14 protein-coding genes and 1 pseudogene are annotated in these 13,965 nt (G+C 38.8%); 8 read left to right on the forward strand and 7 right to left on the reverse strand.

The features are described 5' to 3' along the window. Nucleotides 1–130: transposase family protein (locus H6G57_RS28845; RefSeq protein WP_242048875.1), on the forward strand; the 130-nt coding region annotated here is incomplete at its 5' end. Nucleotides 131–986: 856 nt separating this feature from the next. On the opposite strand, the gene rsfS is transcribed toward H6G57_RS28845, so the two are convergent. From rsfS to H6G57_RS04265, 3 genes are all read right to left on the reverse strand, one after another. Next, nucleotides 987–1,403 carry a ribosome silencing factor gene (gene rsfS / locus H6G57_RS04255; protein ID WP_190516332.1) on the reverse strand — a complete coding sequence of 139 codons (417 nt, stop codon included), beginning with the start codon at nt 1,401–1,403 and terminating at the stop codon, nt 987–989. Between the two features lie 205 nt (nt 1,404–1,608). After that, complete coding sequence (locus H6G57_RS04260; protein WP_190516334.1) at nt 1,609–2,883, reverse strand: WcaI family glycosyltransferase; 1,275 nt, start codon at nt 2,881–2,883, stop codon at nt 1,609–1,611. 171 nt (nt 2,884–3,054) lie between these two features. Further along, nucleotides 3,055–4,698 (reverse strand): DUF3352 domain-containing protein, encoded by a 1,644-nt coding sequence (locus tag H6G57_RS04265; protein WP_190516336.1) that lies wholly within the window; start codon nt 4,696–4,698, stop codon nt 3,055–3,057. A gap of 156 nt (nt 4,699–4,854) precedes the next feature. On the opposite strand from H6G57_RS04265, the gene H6G57_RS04270 reads away from it, so the two are divergent. Together H6G57_RS04270 and H6G57_RS04275 are read left to right on the forward strand one after the other, a co-directional pair. Next, the gene (locus H6G57_RS04270; RefSeq protein ID WP_190516337.1) at nt 4,855–5,781 is read left to right on the forward strand and encodes a TIGR01777 family oxidoreductase; all 927 of its coding nucleotides are present in this window, start codon (nt 4,855–4,857) and stop codon (nt 5,779–5,781) included. A 148-nt stretch (nt 5,782–5,929) separates the two neighbouring features. Then, nucleotides 5,930–7,357 carry a GTP-binding protein gene (locus H6G57_RS04275; RefSeq protein ID WP_190516339.1) on the forward strand — a complete coding sequence of 476 codons (1,428 nt, stop codon included), beginning with the start codon at nt 5,930–5,932 and terminating at the stop codon, nt 7,355–7,357. Here the strand turns inward: H6G57_RS04275 and H6G57_RS04280 are convergent. Continuing rightward, nucleotides 7,339–7,764 carry a DUF4359 domain-containing protein gene (locus tag H6G57_RS04280; RefSeq protein ID WP_190516341.1) on the reverse strand — a complete coding sequence of 142 codons (426 nt, stop codon included), beginning with the start codon at nt 7,762–7,764 and terminating at the stop codon, nt 7,339–7,341. The two genes, H6G57_RS04275 and H6G57_RS04280, sit on opposite strands and share 19 nt — an antisense overlap. 318 nt (nt 7,765–8,082) lie before the next feature. After that, complete coding sequence (locus tag H6G57_RS04285; protein ID WP_190516343.1) at nt 8,083–8,523, reverse strand: hypothetical protein; 441 nt, start codon at nt 8,521–8,523, stop codon at nt 8,083–8,085. A gap of 160 nt (nt 8,524–8,683) precedes the next feature. Between H6G57_RS04285 and H6G57_RS04290 the strand changes: the two are divergent. After that, nucleotides 8,684–9,698: pseudogene (locus H6G57_RS04290) on the forward strand (transposase). A gap of 149 nt (nt 9,699–9,847) precedes the next feature. Further along, nucleotides 9,848–10,183 carry a membrane protein insertion efficiency factor YidD gene (gene yidD / locus H6G57_RS04295; protein WP_190516345.1) on the forward strand — a complete coding sequence of 112 codons (336 nt, stop codon included), beginning with the start codon at nt 9,848–9,850 and terminating at the stop codon, nt 10,181–10,183. A gap of 221 nt (nt 10,184–10,404) precedes the next feature. Here the strand turns inward: yidD and H6G57_RS28850 are convergent, their stop codons facing one another. Further along, nucleotides 10,405–10,632 (reverse strand): hypothetical protein, encoded by a 228-nt coding sequence (locus H6G57_RS28850; RefSeq protein ID WP_242048865.1) that lies wholly within the window; start codon nt 10,630–10,632, stop codon nt 10,405–10,407. A gap of 278 nt (nt 10,633–10,910) precedes the next feature. Here H6G57_RS28850 and H6G57_RS04305 point away from each other — a divergent pair, with 278 nt between their 5' ends. Then, nucleotides 10,911–11,087 (forward strand): hypothetical protein, encoded by a 177-nt coding sequence (locus tag H6G57_RS04305; RefSeq protein WP_199313982.1) that lies wholly within the window; start codon nt 10,911–10,913, stop codon nt 11,085–11,087. 345 nt (nt 11,088–11,432) lie between these two features. Here the strand turns inward: H6G57_RS04305 and H6G57_RS04310 are convergent, their stop codons facing one another. After that, nucleotides 11,433–12,392, reverse strand: a complete 960-nt coding sequence (locus H6G57_RS04310; protein ID WP_190516346.1) for a M48 family metallopeptidase — start codon at nt 12,390–12,392, stop codon at nt 11,433–11,435. Nucleotides 12,393–12,476: 84 nt separating this feature from the next. Between H6G57_RS04310 and H6G57_RS04315 the strand changes: the two genes are divergently transcribed. Continuing rightward, nucleotides 12,477–13,154 (forward strand): chromophore lyase CpcT/CpeT, encoded by a 678-nt coding sequence (locus H6G57_RS04315; protein ID WP_190516348.1) that lies wholly within the window; start codon nt 12,477–12,479, stop codon nt 13,152–13,154. Nucleotides 13,155–13,249: 95 nt separating this feature from the next. Next, nucleotides 13,250–13,873, forward strand: coding sequence for a hypothetical protein (locus tag H6G57_RS04320; RefSeq protein ID WP_190516350.1), 624 nt, complete (start codon nt 13,250–13,252; stop codon nt 13,871–13,873). The last annotated feature ends 92 nt before the right edge of the window (nt 13,874–13,965 follow it).

A 13,965-nucleotide genomic window follows, 5' to 3' on the forward strand; every position in this document is an offset into this window, starting at 1 on the left:
TGAGTTAGTAGTAGATAGCTATGAACAGCCCAGGGAAAGACCAACAGACAATGAAGAGCAGAAAAAATATTACTCAGGAAAGAAAAAGACACATACCTTTAAAAATCAAGTCATTGTCATGCCAAATTGAAAAGAAATAGTGGATGTAGCTGTGGGTTATACCGGAGCAACAAGTGATCTGAAATTGTGGAGAGAAAGAAGCCAGGAATTGGGGAATAATCAAAAAGATTTCGGTTAAAGAGGCAAAATTATGAAGCAGTAATCTTGACAGTATGTGGATTAATAAGATGGCGAATAGGAGCGATTGTATTACCATCTAAGAATAGCCAAGAATTCTTTTGAAAAATGATTGAATATCAGAGATAAAATTCATTAGTTATTATTAATGTGACTGAAAAAGCCTATGAATCCGTTACTTTTGGAGAAGCCGGCACAGGAGTGCTAGAGATTCCAAAATTAGCTATAGAGGGCATTTGGAGATTTTCGGAGATGTCTAATGTAGACTAGACAAATTGGGTGATCTCAATATGGGTATGATTACTGGTAATTCTGGTAATACACCTCCCTGTGAGGGTTTACCGTAGTTAATCAATATTTGTGAATGAGAGTCAGATAAATTTTCGATTCATCATACACAGGGTTAGAGATAGTTTATAGAGCAAGTTTCAATCTTATTGAACAATCTTAATGCTCAGGATTATTAATTCTAAAAAATGGTTACACCCCCTGTAGGGGCGAGGCGCGCCTCGCCCCTACGATGAATTGGGTTTTAATAAATTTGTCGCTAGTGTTCTCAGAAACCGGGTTTTTTCTCCCATCTTTGGGTTTATCAACAAGCTATCTACAAAAACCCGGTTTCTCGTGCTAGGTTGGGACTCAGAAACCGGGTTTTTTCTCCAATCTTTGGGTGGCTCAACAAGCTATCTATAAAAACCCGGTTTTTAATTTGGGGCTGGGTGGCTATAAAAACCCGATTTATAATGGATTTAAGATTGCCAACGGACTCGCTCGGCATGACCCCAAAAGGCTTCTAATTTATAGAAATCTCGTTCTTCGGGTAATAAAATATGGATAATTACATCTCCATAATCCATTAAAACCCAGTTACCATCATTTTGACCTTCAATTCTGAGGGGAAGTCGTTGTAATTCTAATTCAACTTGATCTGAAATTGCTTGAGAAATTGCCCGGAGTTGAGCTTGAGAAAAGCCCGTTACAATCACGAAATAATCAGCTAAATAAGATACTTCTGATACGCGCAGCACCAGAATATTATCCGCTTTCCGATCATCGGCTGCTCGTGCGGCGACTAGGGCGGTTTCCCGGCTGCTATCTTCATCCCCAGAAAGGGCAGAGATGATCACTTGATCAGAGGCGTATTTGGTTTTGGCGTTATCAAACATTAAGCTCTTGTATTCCTCGTATAATAATCGGTTGCAGTTGGTTAATCCTGAATGGCTAAGATTGTAGCCAGGGGTGACAATGCCATAGAGATCTACTGATTATTTTAATCCTTCTTTTCGATTTTGGATGGTTCGGATTTTGCGAAGGCCATAAAGGAAATACCTGAGTTTCCCGTAACCGATGATTCGAGTTTACATTCTATTGTCATCTAACAGATTTAGTCAAGGGTTCTGGGATGGGTGTAGACTTCGTTACCACTTCTGTAAATAACTGTTCATACTTGTTCAATGCTTGTTCAATACTAAAACAGTCTTCTGCATATTTTCGACCTTGTTGACCTAGAATTTTGACCTGCTCTGGATTTTTGTAAAGATCGACAATTGCATTGGCTAAACTTTCTGCATCTTCAGGCGGAACAACAATTCCCCCTCCACTGTTAAGAATTGCTTCTTTTGCGGTTCCCGTATCAGGAACAGAACCAACAATGGCGCAACCACTAGCTAATAAAACCGGAATTTTTGAAGGCAAATTAAAAGCAGTAACTTCTCGTTTTTGCACCACTAATCCTACATTGGCAGCCGATAACATTTCAGGTAATTTTTCACGAGGTTCCAGGGGAATTAATAAAATATTCTGGGCTTGATAGTTATCGCGTAAATTCTCTAACTCTTGCAAGGCTTTCTGTTCTCCGGCAATCACAAAAGCAATATCAGGAATATATTCTAATAAAGTTGCTGCTTTAATCACCGTTTCTAAACCTTGGGTTAAAGCAATATTCCCTGAATACAGAACCACAAATTTATCTTGAAGTTGATACTTTTGGCGAAAAGAATTATCAATTTTGGGTAAGGGTCGAATAAACTTTGTATCGACCCAATTGGGAATATAAACAATTTTTTCTTCAGGAATCCCGTGTTCAACTAACTTATCAATAAAACCCGTGGCAATCACAGAAATTCGATCCACCTTTTCATAGGTCAATTGTTCAACGGCTTGGGCTGTTTTAACCACAACTCCATCAGGATTGACTAATTTAACCCGTAGGGCGGCTTCTGAAACAATATCCTGAATATTGAGAATCACCGGACAACGACGAACCCCAGCATATAAACCCACCGGAACACTGACTAATAAAGGCGGAACCGTTGCAAAAATAATATCAGGTCGCCACCCCTTAAACGCCTGAACAATACTGGTGAGCATGAAACTACTATCCAGGAGAAGACGATCTAATAACCCCGGTTTAGGGCCGCGTACCCAAATATAGCTACGCTGAATCACCACTCCATGACGTTCTTCCGTCAGATAAAATTTATTCTGATATCCCTGATAAATCCGGCGTTCAGGATAGTTAGGCATTCCGGTAATTACCCGAACTTGATGACCTCGTTGAACCAAACCTTCAGCTAACTCTGTCATTAGAGGAGCAATACCGATGGGTTCAGGATAGTAATTATACGAGTAAATTAATATACGCATACGCTTTGAATAGACCTAAAAACGGTTTTAGCATGATTTGTAGCTAAAGCAAGGACTCCTGAGTCATGTTAAGAAAACATTTTTATGCTTAGTCTAATGGTACTCACATCTGCAACCAAAATACTAGAAAAGGCTTGAAAACCGTTACCTCTCAGACTTATGTTCCTTTTTTTAGCTTTTCGGCTTTAGCACCAATACCATCTCCACCTCAACGGTGGAAACATCAGGAAACGTGGCACTGATACCCAAGCCTCGAATTGAATTGAGCATCATCATGCGGTTGGGTTGCAGGGAAATAGCCGGGGACGCTAACAAATATCCCATCGCCCAACCCGTAATTTTTTCCATATCTAAATAAACATAGCTATGGTGGGGACTGGGTAAAAATTTACTAATCGATTGAAATTGTTGGCTTTGATTTAGGGGATGTTGGGGTTTCTGGGTGATTGCTTCCACCACAGGCCCTCCAAAAGCAACAAACATTAAATTTGAACTTAACCATCCATGTCCAAATAAGGTTCCTTGCTTAGGATCGTTCCATTCGGTGACTTCAACTCCAGCTAGAACATTTTGTTCAATATTAATCGGCGGATTACTATTAGCAATAATAGCATCCAATTTATTTAACATTCGTTCTGCGGCGGGGCGATCGCTGGTTTCAATTAATAACACGCCTCCCAGTCCCAAAGCCGCTAACACGCCTTTTTCCGAAGCGATCGCACCCAAGGCAAATTCCCCATCCATCCAGCCAAAGACATCTGTATCAGCATCTAAATCAATCGCTTGTAGTCCCAAACGAATTTGACGAGTCAAGTTCTCAAGAGGGGGATTGTTTTTTCCTAAGTTTAAAAATTGTAACCACAGTTGATGCAGATCATGGCTATTGACAAAGGCGAGGGTTTCTGTAGGAAAGCGATTTACCATTTCCCCAAATTCCGGGGAACGCCGGGATATAGTGGCAGTGGGACGTAACTGGGCAATTGCTTTTAAGCGAAGTCCTTCCGGTTCTACCCCAACTGCGAAAATAACAGATTGAATCGAGGTCAAGGAAGATAAGGGACTCAGAGATAAATCGGAAGCCTCCGGCCAAGTCGTCGCCACCTCTTTTGTAAACCGATCATAGTCTGCTATTAACACGATGACTAAGGGATGGGAGAGGTTAGCACTTTTCAAGAAAAGGTTGGATTGTCCTGATAAACTCACTAGAGAGGGTGATCCTCTGAAGGTATCGATCGCCCGCTTTACAGGTTCGGGATGGGCTGCAATCACTAATTGATCATTAACAACCGCAACATGATATTGTTTTCCACTTTTTTCGAGATAATGGGATAAGGTAATTCCTCGATATTGACTTTGTTGAATTTCAATATCCGATGAAGCCTTTAATTTTTGGGCAAAAAGCCAAGCTTTCCATTGATTTTTAATCCCTACCACCATTAACAGTTGAGGTTCAGAAGCGGGTTTAACCGGATCACGAGGTAATAACGCCACCATCACGCCCCCCATCCAAGGTTGAATATCTCGATTGAAATTAATCGCTGTGCCTGCTAAACTTTGCTGTTGAAAGGCTTGAATTCCCTGCCCAATTAACGCTTGGGTTTCTGGAGTACCAAAATTTTGTAATTGTGATAAGGCGTGAGGCGTGGGAGAAACAAAGGTTGCCATGATCGCTTCACCCGGTACAACTTTGCCCGTTTCTACAGAACTATAGGCTTTGTACCGTTGATGAGTTAAATAAATGAAGGTGGCGATACTCCCAACACAGGCGATCGCGGCAACAACTAGGAAAAGCTTTGATTTTTTCTGGATCAGCATGATGATTTTCAAGCGGGGGTTTTCAGGAATGTTTCTGATCAGAAAGATTAAGGTTATTTTCCCCCATGTTAGCTTGCTACCCGCACCTGGGAAGTACCGAAGATTTGATAATCTAAAGACACAGGTGCGACCATTCAGCCATTAAGAGTTATTTTAATGAAAGTAGCAGTTACAGGAGCAACAGGATTTGTCGGAAGTCGTTTAGTAGAACGACTGCAAGAGGACGGTCATTCGGTGTTAGTCCTGACCCGCAACCCAGAGCGGGCTAAACGAGTATTTCCTAGTTCTGTCTCTTCCGGGTTAGAAATTGTGGGTTATACTCCAACGAAATCGGGGACTTGGCAACAGGCGATTTCTGGATGTGATGGCGTGGTCAATTTGGCGGGAGCTCCCATTGCGGACGAACGCTGGACACCCCAACGCAAACAGGAAATTTTAGAAAGTCGGTCAACGGCGACTCAAAAGTTAGTCGAAGCCATTCAAAACGCGGATTCTAAACCCAGTGTTCTCGTCAGTGCTTCAGCCGTTGGATATTACGGAAGCAGCGAAACGGCTCTGTTTGATGAAAATAGTCCCAGTGGACGGGATTTTTTAGCCAATGTCTGTTTAGCTTGGGAAGCCGCCGCCCAACAGGTGCAAGAAGTGGGCACTCGGTTAGTGATTTTAAGATTAGGAATTGTTTTGGGAATGGGGGGAGCATTAGGAAAAATGTTGACTCCGTTTAAACTGTTTGCGGGGGGGCCGTTGGGTTCAGGACATCAATGGTTTTCTTGGATTCATCGGGAAGATTTAGTCAATTTAATTCTATTTAGTTTAACGAATTCTTCCGTTGAAGGAGTTCTAAATGCCACCGCACCCAACCCGGTAAAAATGGATCAGTTATGTCATGCTTTGGGTGAAGTTCTCCATCGTCCGTCTTGGCTTCCGGTTCCTGATTTTGCTTTAGAAATGTTATTAGGAGATGCGGCGCAGGTGGTTCTCCAAGGTCAACAAGTCGTTCCAAAACGCACGTTATCCTACAATTTTAATTATCAATATCCTACGGTTAAACCTGCCCTAGAAGAAATTTTGTCTTCTTCGTAAATGGGGTAATGTTTTCAGAGATAAAACTTTGGTCTGGGCGAGGAGACCTCGCCCCTACATTTCAATGATTGCTGATCATCAATCATTGCCCATTCGTAATTCGTAATTCGTAATTCGTAATTTGTAATTCCCAACAACCCCTTATATAATGAACAATCATTTTAATCAAGCTCGTTCTAGTTTAAAACAAACCTTAACCCGTTATCACCATTTAGGACGTCAACGGCGAAGCTCTCATCCTGAATTACAAGCGACATTACAAAAACAGTTAGAAGTTTTATCAACAAATTTAGAAAAACTTGAACAAGGAGTCATTAGAATTGCAGTATTTGGGTTAGTCAGTCGCGGCAAATCGGCGGTTTTAAATGCGTTATTAGGGGAAAAAGTTCTGCAAACCGGGCCGTTAAATGGGGTGACTCAATGGCCTCGTTCTGTGCGTTGGAGCGTATCGTTACCGCAGATTGAAGAACCCAACCGGATTGATAATATTGAAGCACAAAATCCGATTCAAGTTGAATTAATTGATACCCCTGGATTAGATGAAGTGGCGGGACAAGTGCGAGGAGAAATGGCAAAGGATGTTACTCGCCAAGCGGATTTAATTTTATTTGTGGTATCGGGGGATTTAACTCGAACGGAATATGATGCACTTTCAGAATTACAAAATGCCCATAAACCTTTAATTATTATTTTTAATAAAATTGATTTATATACAGAATCAGAACAAGATAAAATTTATCGAAATTTACAACAATTAATCCAGAGTAAAACCTTAGAAGCAGATAATTTTTCTACGGTTGATTCCGTTGACACTCCACAGAAATCAGCCCCATTTGAAATTGTCAAGGTATCGGCTGAACCCGCCCCCATACAATTAAGAATTGAATGGCCGGATGGTAAAATTACCCATGAATGGGAGTCTCCACCGCCTAAAATTGATGAATTAAAACAAATTATTGTAAAATTATTAAATCGAGAAGGGCGATCGCTTTTAGCGTTAAATGCCTTAGTTCAAGCCAGAGAAGCGGAACGCATTATTGCTCGTCAAAGTATTCAATTACAAGCGTCAGAAGCAGAAGAATTAATTTGGAAATTTACCCGTTATAAAGCTTTAGCTGTGGCGTTAAATCCCATTGCTATTTTAGATGTATTGGGTGCAACAATCAGTGATTTAATTTTAATTCGTTCTTTAGCTCGTTTATATGGTTTACCAATGACCAGCTATGAAGCGGGGAAATTATGGAAAAAAATTCTATTAAGTTCAGGAGGATTATTATTAGCTGAATTGGGGAGTGGTTGGATATTAGGATTTGGTAAAAGTGCCGCTGGGTTAGCAACGGATCTCGCAAATTATGCCGGAATTGCCATTACTCAAGCGTCAATTTCTGCCTATTTAACTTATACCGTCGGTCAAGCAGCGCAAGTATATTTAGAAAAAGGTTGTACTTGGGGTGAAAATGGAATTGATACCGCCATTCAAGGGATTTTAAATCAAGTCAATCGAGATAGTTTTATTACTCGATTAAAACAAGACATTGAAGGCAGTTCTCAATCCCCTTATTTAGAAGCAGATTGAGAAGTTTTTGGGTCTTTTGTGGGAAAGGTTACAAAATTACCAAATCCTCCTAATGTTTGATATTTATAGCCCATAATTTCGGTTGTATAAACGCTAAATAAAAGAGCATTTTGTTGGGTTGTGGATTTATTAATTGTATCTTTAATGAAGTCTCGTTGAGTAACGACTAAGGTATTACAAGTATTGACTAATGTATTAGATAGTCCTTTTAAAAATTCAGGGACTTGAGACTCTTGACAAATGGATTTTTTAATTTCTGTAGATAATTGATCAGAGGCATAATTGAGATATTCTTCCCGCTTGGGGTTTGTAAATATCATGGTTCCCGCTAAAATGCTGAGTAGGATTACCCCTTTTCCGATATAACCCGAAGATGGTTTAGCTTGAACGTGATCCAGTTTCATCATGTTAGTTACTGATTGAGTTAGAACCTATACTAGAATATCTTTATTGTATCTTTCACAGGTTTCTGAGTCTATTCAGGATTCCTGAACCGACCCCAGAAACCGGGTTTCTGTATTAATCGGGATTTGATATCATTAAATTTGGGGGAGAAACCCGGTTTCTTAAGTTAACCCAAATTTGAAAGAACAGATTGTCTGAAGATGGGTAAAAAGAATTGACATAGATTTTTTAGATGATCATTAAGCATTGTATGTTATTGTAGCAAACAATTAGGGCGATCGCTTGATTCCAACAAAAACAGAAAGGGAATCAATACCCCCTCATTTCTGTTTAATATAGCTTTTAAAAATGGGATTGAGAGTCAATAGCGATCGCTCTCCCATTTCCACTTTTTCAATCAAGCTACGCCGAATTAATGATTTTATAACCTGCAAAAATTCAGATTTTGATAATTCAACATCAAGAAGGGTTTCAGAAAAATCTGTAGGTTGCTCTTGATGCGCTAACCCATGAATGACCTGTTTTTCAGATGGCGATAAACGTTCTAAATGCAATTCCAGACAATGTTCTAAATCTCCTAAATAGATATGTTGTTGATCGGCTAAAAATTGAGAAACACTGCCATTATAAATCTCTTTAATAGTTGCAGCGATAATCTTTAACCAGGAAGGATGACCTTGGTACAGGGTAATTAATTCTAACCAGTTTTCCTCATCTTTTAATCCTTTCTGTCTTAAAATTTCTGTTGCTGCTTCTCCCAAACCTCTCAAATTTAACAGGACTTACGCAGTGACGCTATATGTAGCGTACTAAGGAGAAGCGCGATGGCGTAGCCGCCTCACGGCATCGCGCTTCCCAAAAGAAATCTGGAAACGGAGAATAAGGAATGTTAAAATAGCATCAGAATTTATGCCCAAAAATATGAGCATCAATTATCTATACTATTGCCAATATCTCCTGAGTAGCCAAATCAACTATACTCTAACTAACTTTGCTGCACATATTCAAAAGTTTAGCCATGATACAATTAATCGTTACTTGAATTCAGAAAACTTAACACCCGAAGTGATTTGGGAAAAAGTGCATTCAGAACTTCAGAGCCATCCCGAAGCTTGTTTAGTTTTTGATGATACGGTACTCGACAAGAGATTTTCCTCGAAAATTGAACTTGTCCGCCGTCAATATAGCGGCAATGAACATCGAGTGATTAGAGGAATTGGTTTAATAAGCTGTATTTATGTAAATCCCGAAACGGGATACTATTCAGTGATTGATTATCGAATTTATGACCCAGATGGGGATGGTCACACCAAGCTGGATCATGTAGCAGATATGCTGAATGATGTCGTCTTTAAAAAAAAGATTCCTGTAGCGAAAGTGATACGTGGATAGTTGGTACGCAGCCCAAAAGCTAATGGCTTTGATTGATAATTTAGGGAAAATTTATTATGTTCCGCTCAAAAAAAATCGGTTAGTTGATGATACAGGGGGTCAAAAAAAATATCAGCCTATTGAACAGTTAATTTGGTCTGAAATTGAAGAAAAACAGGGAAAGCTAATCAAAATAAATAAATTCCCTAAAGATAAAAAAGTTAAACTATTTCGGGTAACTGTTTCTGCCAACAGAACGGAATATGTAGCTACAAATGATTTAAATCAGTCTTCAATAGATGAGGTCATATCTGAATGTAAACTGCGATGGAAAATTGAGGAATTCCACCGAGAAATTAAACAATTAACCGGGATAGAATCTTGCCAATGTCGTCGAGCGAGTATTCAGAAAAATCACATTGCTTGTGCTTTATTAGTTTGGATTTTTCTGACTCGTATGGCTAAGAAAGTTTCTCAAACTGTCTATCAGTTAAAAGCTAGTTTGTTAGCAGATTACCTGAGCCAAGAGCTTAAACATCCCTCTCTGAAACTTTCTTTTATTTAGTTTACTCATCAATTCAAACACAGATTGATTCTCTTTATTATCAGCGATTTGCACGTAGCGTGCCGGAGGCATATCGCGCTTGGTGTCTGAATCAAGCGATCGCCTGATCCGATCAGGCGCTATATATAGCGTCCTTGCGTAAGTCCTGATTGTTAGATGTTGGTGAAATCACAGATGATATAACTCGTCAAGCTGCTATTAGTTCTATCCGTGCTTACCAAAAACATATTTCTCCCCAAAAGGGATTTGCTTGTGCTTCTCGAATTTTGTATGGTTCATCCTGTTCTGAAAACATCAAAAATATAATCGAAGAAGTGGGTTTACTTGATGCTATCCCTTTAGCTCGTCAGCAGTTTGCTCTGTGCCGAGATGCTAAGTTAATAATTCAAAGTAATTTGTTAGCTAATCACAACAATAATAATAACTGTCAAGATATGTTTTTTGGTAGCTTAGAATGTTGTGCCTGTATAGGGGACTTCACCTAGTTCCCAGGCTCCTGCCTGGGAATATATTATAGAGGCTCTGCCTCTTTGGTATCGCTATTTTTTTACAAGATGCGATCGCGTTTTTTCCAAAAGTGCAATCATCCTACAATTATGTCAAATATATTCAATCCTTCCGATCATTTCTTCAGGCGCATACAATAGCATTAGCCGCACTCTAATTAATGAATAAATTTGGCCACTTAACTTCAAGTTCTGGTCTTCTATACATTATCTTCGATGGCGTAACCTTGATTTTTACCCCACTCTATCCAAGCTGATGCCATCTGTTTTACTCGCCCCCTTTGTTCTGGTTTAATCGGATTTTCACCCGTAATTGCACTCAACGCTGATAACCAATAAAGCGGATTATTTTTCAGTTCTAATAGCAAAAGCGGCACTATTTTAGTTCCCATATTAATAATTTCCTGATAGGCTGGATGCTCAGACATTTGAGCAGTTGAAGACAGTCCAGAAACCTCTTTCTCCCAATTGGAGGCTAGTGCATAAAATTTTTCAACTACCTCTGTGGAAATTTCAGCATTTTTGTTAAGGGAATTTTTAGCAGTATTTGGTGAAGAAAATTCTCCCCGTGCGAGAAAGTTTTCTATGCCTATTAAGACTAACTCTTCTATCGACAGATTTAGTTCGTTGAATCACGGAAACAGTCTCGATTGAAATCCCAACAGATACTTTAGAATCACTGACAAAAATAGCGACAATTCGAGATATGTCTGTAGAAGCGTTACTGAAGTTTTATATAGGACAAGGCTTACGGACAGACTTAACTAAAGCCTTTTCAGAACGCCTGTTGGATACAACGGCTCAAGTTCTGGCAAGACATCTTGATTCAGAAGAAGAAATATCCACCATTATTCGAGAAATTCAAGCTGAAACTGCACGTTAAATGATGGCGTAATTACAAAAATAAATGCGATTGCCCTTTTTTCTAAAGAGCCAAAAGCACGATCTTTTTTGCTCTAACTTATACTTTTAAGGGTTAATGTTTAAGCTCTTTAATATTAGCACAAACAAATGCAGTGCGATCGCCCCTAAAAACTTAACTCCTTAGATAAAATTGTTAAAATTGCGGTATGCAATCTATTTCAGATAAGAGGAAGATTTACTTTGATTCATTTTTATACTTCTATTTTTGCCTAAAGTTCTTTGCTGTGTCCAGAAACCGGGTTTCTCCCCCAGAGTTAATGATATTAAAGCTAGATTAATACAGAAACCTGGCTTCTGGAGAATATTATTTAGATTTCATCCGATTAATTTGATTTTGTAACTCCTCAATTTGGCGACGTAAATCATCGACTTCATCTTTAGGTTTTTCAGCTTTAACATTAACAGAACCTTCGGCGGTCGCTCGTTGATATTGACCGGAGCGAATTTTCTGATATTCCGCAGAATTAGCCCAGTGTTGTAAATATTGAATGCGTTCAACGGGAAAAGGATGACTTAACATCATACCTTGACCGCCATTGTACAATAAAAATTTATACACTTGATTTAATCCATCTTGATCTAAATCTCGATATTGTTCTGATTGACGAATAAATTCATCTAAACTACATTCATGGGCATATTTTGTACTCACTCCCGCTAATTCCATCATGGATTTCATCACACATTTGAGATCATCTGTGACTAATAATGCGGCTCTATCTGCGGATAATTCGGCTTTTCTTCGCCATTCATAAAAGGCATAAATTAAACCACTACTGACTAAATTTCCTAACCCAAAGGTTAATTCTCCTAACATCGAAGCTACACCCATCGCCCAAATTGCCATCTGATTTAAAATCGGATGACCACATTTAATATGCCCTAATTCATGGGCTAGAACCGCTCGTAATTCCGCTTCATCTACTAAGTCTAAAAGACCTGTATTCAGAATAATATAAGGGTGTTCTTGTCCCAAAGCATAACTATTAACTTGGGGATTTTGAGAGACAAATAAACCGGGTTCAGGAAAAATATCTAAATCTCGAACACATTCTCGAAATAGATGATAAATACTCGCATATTGTCTCGGCCCAACTTGTATCGCATTTCCCATTAAGTAAACATATTGAGGTCGTTCATAGACAAATTCTACAAATTTACTGGCAATTAAATCGAAACCTGGAACGCTGCGGAGAGCGGCTTCTGCTTCTTTATCCAGGGGATGACGAAAGGCTTCGCTAGAAATTCCGGTGTAAGTTGGCATAATAATAATTTACAAGGTAATGTTAGAAAGTGGATCTACAATGTTTTGAAGCCCTGAAGGGCTTACTACGGTTGGGATGTTCCGATGATTAAATTATCTCCCATTTCTATTTTAGGGGTTGCCTTTATTTTGAGTGGATGCAGGACTCAACTTGATCCGATGCAAAGTCGTGTTCAGGAAGTAGCATCTTATTTGGCAGGTGTAATGGAGACTTCAGCACAGGCTAAAGCTATTCCTGATGCGCCTAGTGTTCGCATGACGACTTGTGAGGTGAAATTGAACAATACAGACGGTTCTGTTCAACATTTTAACGGGGTTTTTCTCTATCAAGAACAAGCCTTAACGCGCAATTTATCAAAACCTTATCGTCAGAGAGTTTTAGAAATTAAACCCAGTGCGGATAGAAATAGTATTGAGTCCATTAGTTTTAAACTGATTAATCCTAAAAATTGGATTGGTTTGTGTCAGAAATCTCTATCAGAACGGGTGATTAGTTATCAAGAAATACAAAATGCTAATTGTAGTGTATTTTTGAAACCTGTGGGAACTGAATATAGGGGTGAAACTCAACCGGGAGGCTGTGCAACTAATTTTAAGGGAGCGGTTAAAATTACGAATACGATTAAGTTAGATCAACAAGGAATGGAAACTCAAGATCGGGGATTTGATGCTAAAGGTAAACAAGTTTGGGGGGCAGAAAATCGTTCTTATCAATATGAGAAAATGAGGGAACAGGGAACAGGGAACAGGGAACAGAAATAAAAGAAACTTCACCCTAGTTTTTGGGGTTTGCTACCTTGTTAAATACCCTAAGTAGGGGACTGCCATCAATTTTAAACTCTTTGATTTTTATTAAAATGATACTTAACCTTTTAATTATTAGTTTATTTTGGTCAGTGGGACTTTTACTCAATTTATGGGATATTTCCAGAAATGTTCCCACTTTCGATATATTAACTTCAGAATTACTGCAAGAACGGGTTATTGTGGGTGCTGCTTGTGGATTAATAGGTGGTTTAAGTGTGGGATGGGGATTAAAAAAAGTTGTTCCGTCTTTAAGTGGAATTCGGGTTTTTATTATTGCTTTAATGTGGGCGATCGCTTTAGCTATAGGAGTACAATTAAGTGCTTATATTAATGAATATGATATTGCCTTTAATCAGTTTAATTTAGCATCTTTTACCTTGGGTTCAATTCGTCAATTGATTAATTTTACCATTGCGGGGTTGATTGGCGGTTGTTTCATGGGTGTTGTTGTTAAGAAAATTCAATCTGAAATTTCGGTTTTAAAGCTCATTTTAATTAGTGGCTGTTGGGGGATAAGTTTCATCCTAGCAGCCGGGATTATTTTTATCATTCCTTGGTCGGGTGGAAGTGGAATTTTACGTTCATTTTTAGCAGGATTAACGATAGCATTATTAGGAGCAGGAATCATGTTTGTGCAAGTTAAATCTTTAGCTTCTGAAGAAATCTCTACTTAACCTGCAATGTTAATAATGTAACAATATGACTGTTAAAAATTAATAGTAAAAATAACAAAAATCTACCTTTAGGAATATGTTTTTAAATTATA

The sequence above is a fragment of the Planktothrix sp. FACHB-1365 genome (assembly GCF_014697575.1).
In the GTDB taxonomy this organism is placed as follows: Bacteria; Cyanobacteriota; Cyanobacteriia; order Cyanobacteriales; family Microcoleaceae; genus Planktothrix.

Excerpts from the sequence above, each read along its gene's own strand:
- rsfS (WP_190516332.1), bottom strand. The coding sequence starts at position 1,403 with ATGTTTGATAACGCCAAAACCAAATACGCCTCTGATCAAGTGATCATC.
- H6G57_RS04260 (WP_190516334.1), bottom strand. The coding sequence starts at position 2,883 with ATGCGTATATTAATTTACTCGTATAATTACTATCCTGAACCCATCGGT.
- H6G57_RS04265 (WP_190516336.1), bottom strand. The coding sequence starts at position 4,698 with ATGCTGATCCAGAAAAAATCAAAGCTTTTCCTAGTTGTTGCCGCGATC.
- H6G57_RS04270 (WP_190516337.1), top strand. The coding sequence starts at position 4,855 with ATGAAAGTAGCAGTTACAGGAGCAACAGGATTTGTCGGAAGTCGTTTA.
- H6G57_RS04275 (WP_190516339.1), top strand. The coding sequence starts at position 5,930 with ATGAACAATCATTTTAATCAAGCTCGTTCTAGTTTAAAACAAACCTTA.
- H6G57_RS04280 (WP_190516341.1), bottom strand. The coding sequence starts at position 7,764 with ATGATGAAACTGGATCACGTTCAAGCTAAACCATCTTCGGGTTATATC.
- H6G57_RS28850 (WP_242048865.1), bottom strand. The coding sequence starts at position 10,632 with ATGTCTGAGCATCCAGCCTATCAGGAAATTATTAATATGGGAACTAAA.
- H6G57_RS04305 (WP_199313982.1), top strand. The coding sequence starts at position 10,911 with ATGTCTGTAGAAGCGTTACTGAAGTTTTATATAGGACAAGGCTTACGG.
- H6G57_RS04310 (WP_190516346.1), bottom strand. The coding sequence starts at position 12,392 with ATGCCAACTTACACCGGAATTTCTAGCGAAGCCTTTCGTCATCCCCTG.
- H6G57_RS04315 (WP_190516348.1), top strand. The coding sequence starts at position 12,477 with ATGATTAAATTATCTCCCATTTCTATTTTAGGGGTTGCCTTTATTTTG.
- H6G57_RS04320 (WP_190516350.1), top strand. The coding sequence starts at position 13,250 with ATGATACTTAACCTTTTAATTATTAGTTTATTTTGGTCAGTGGGACTT.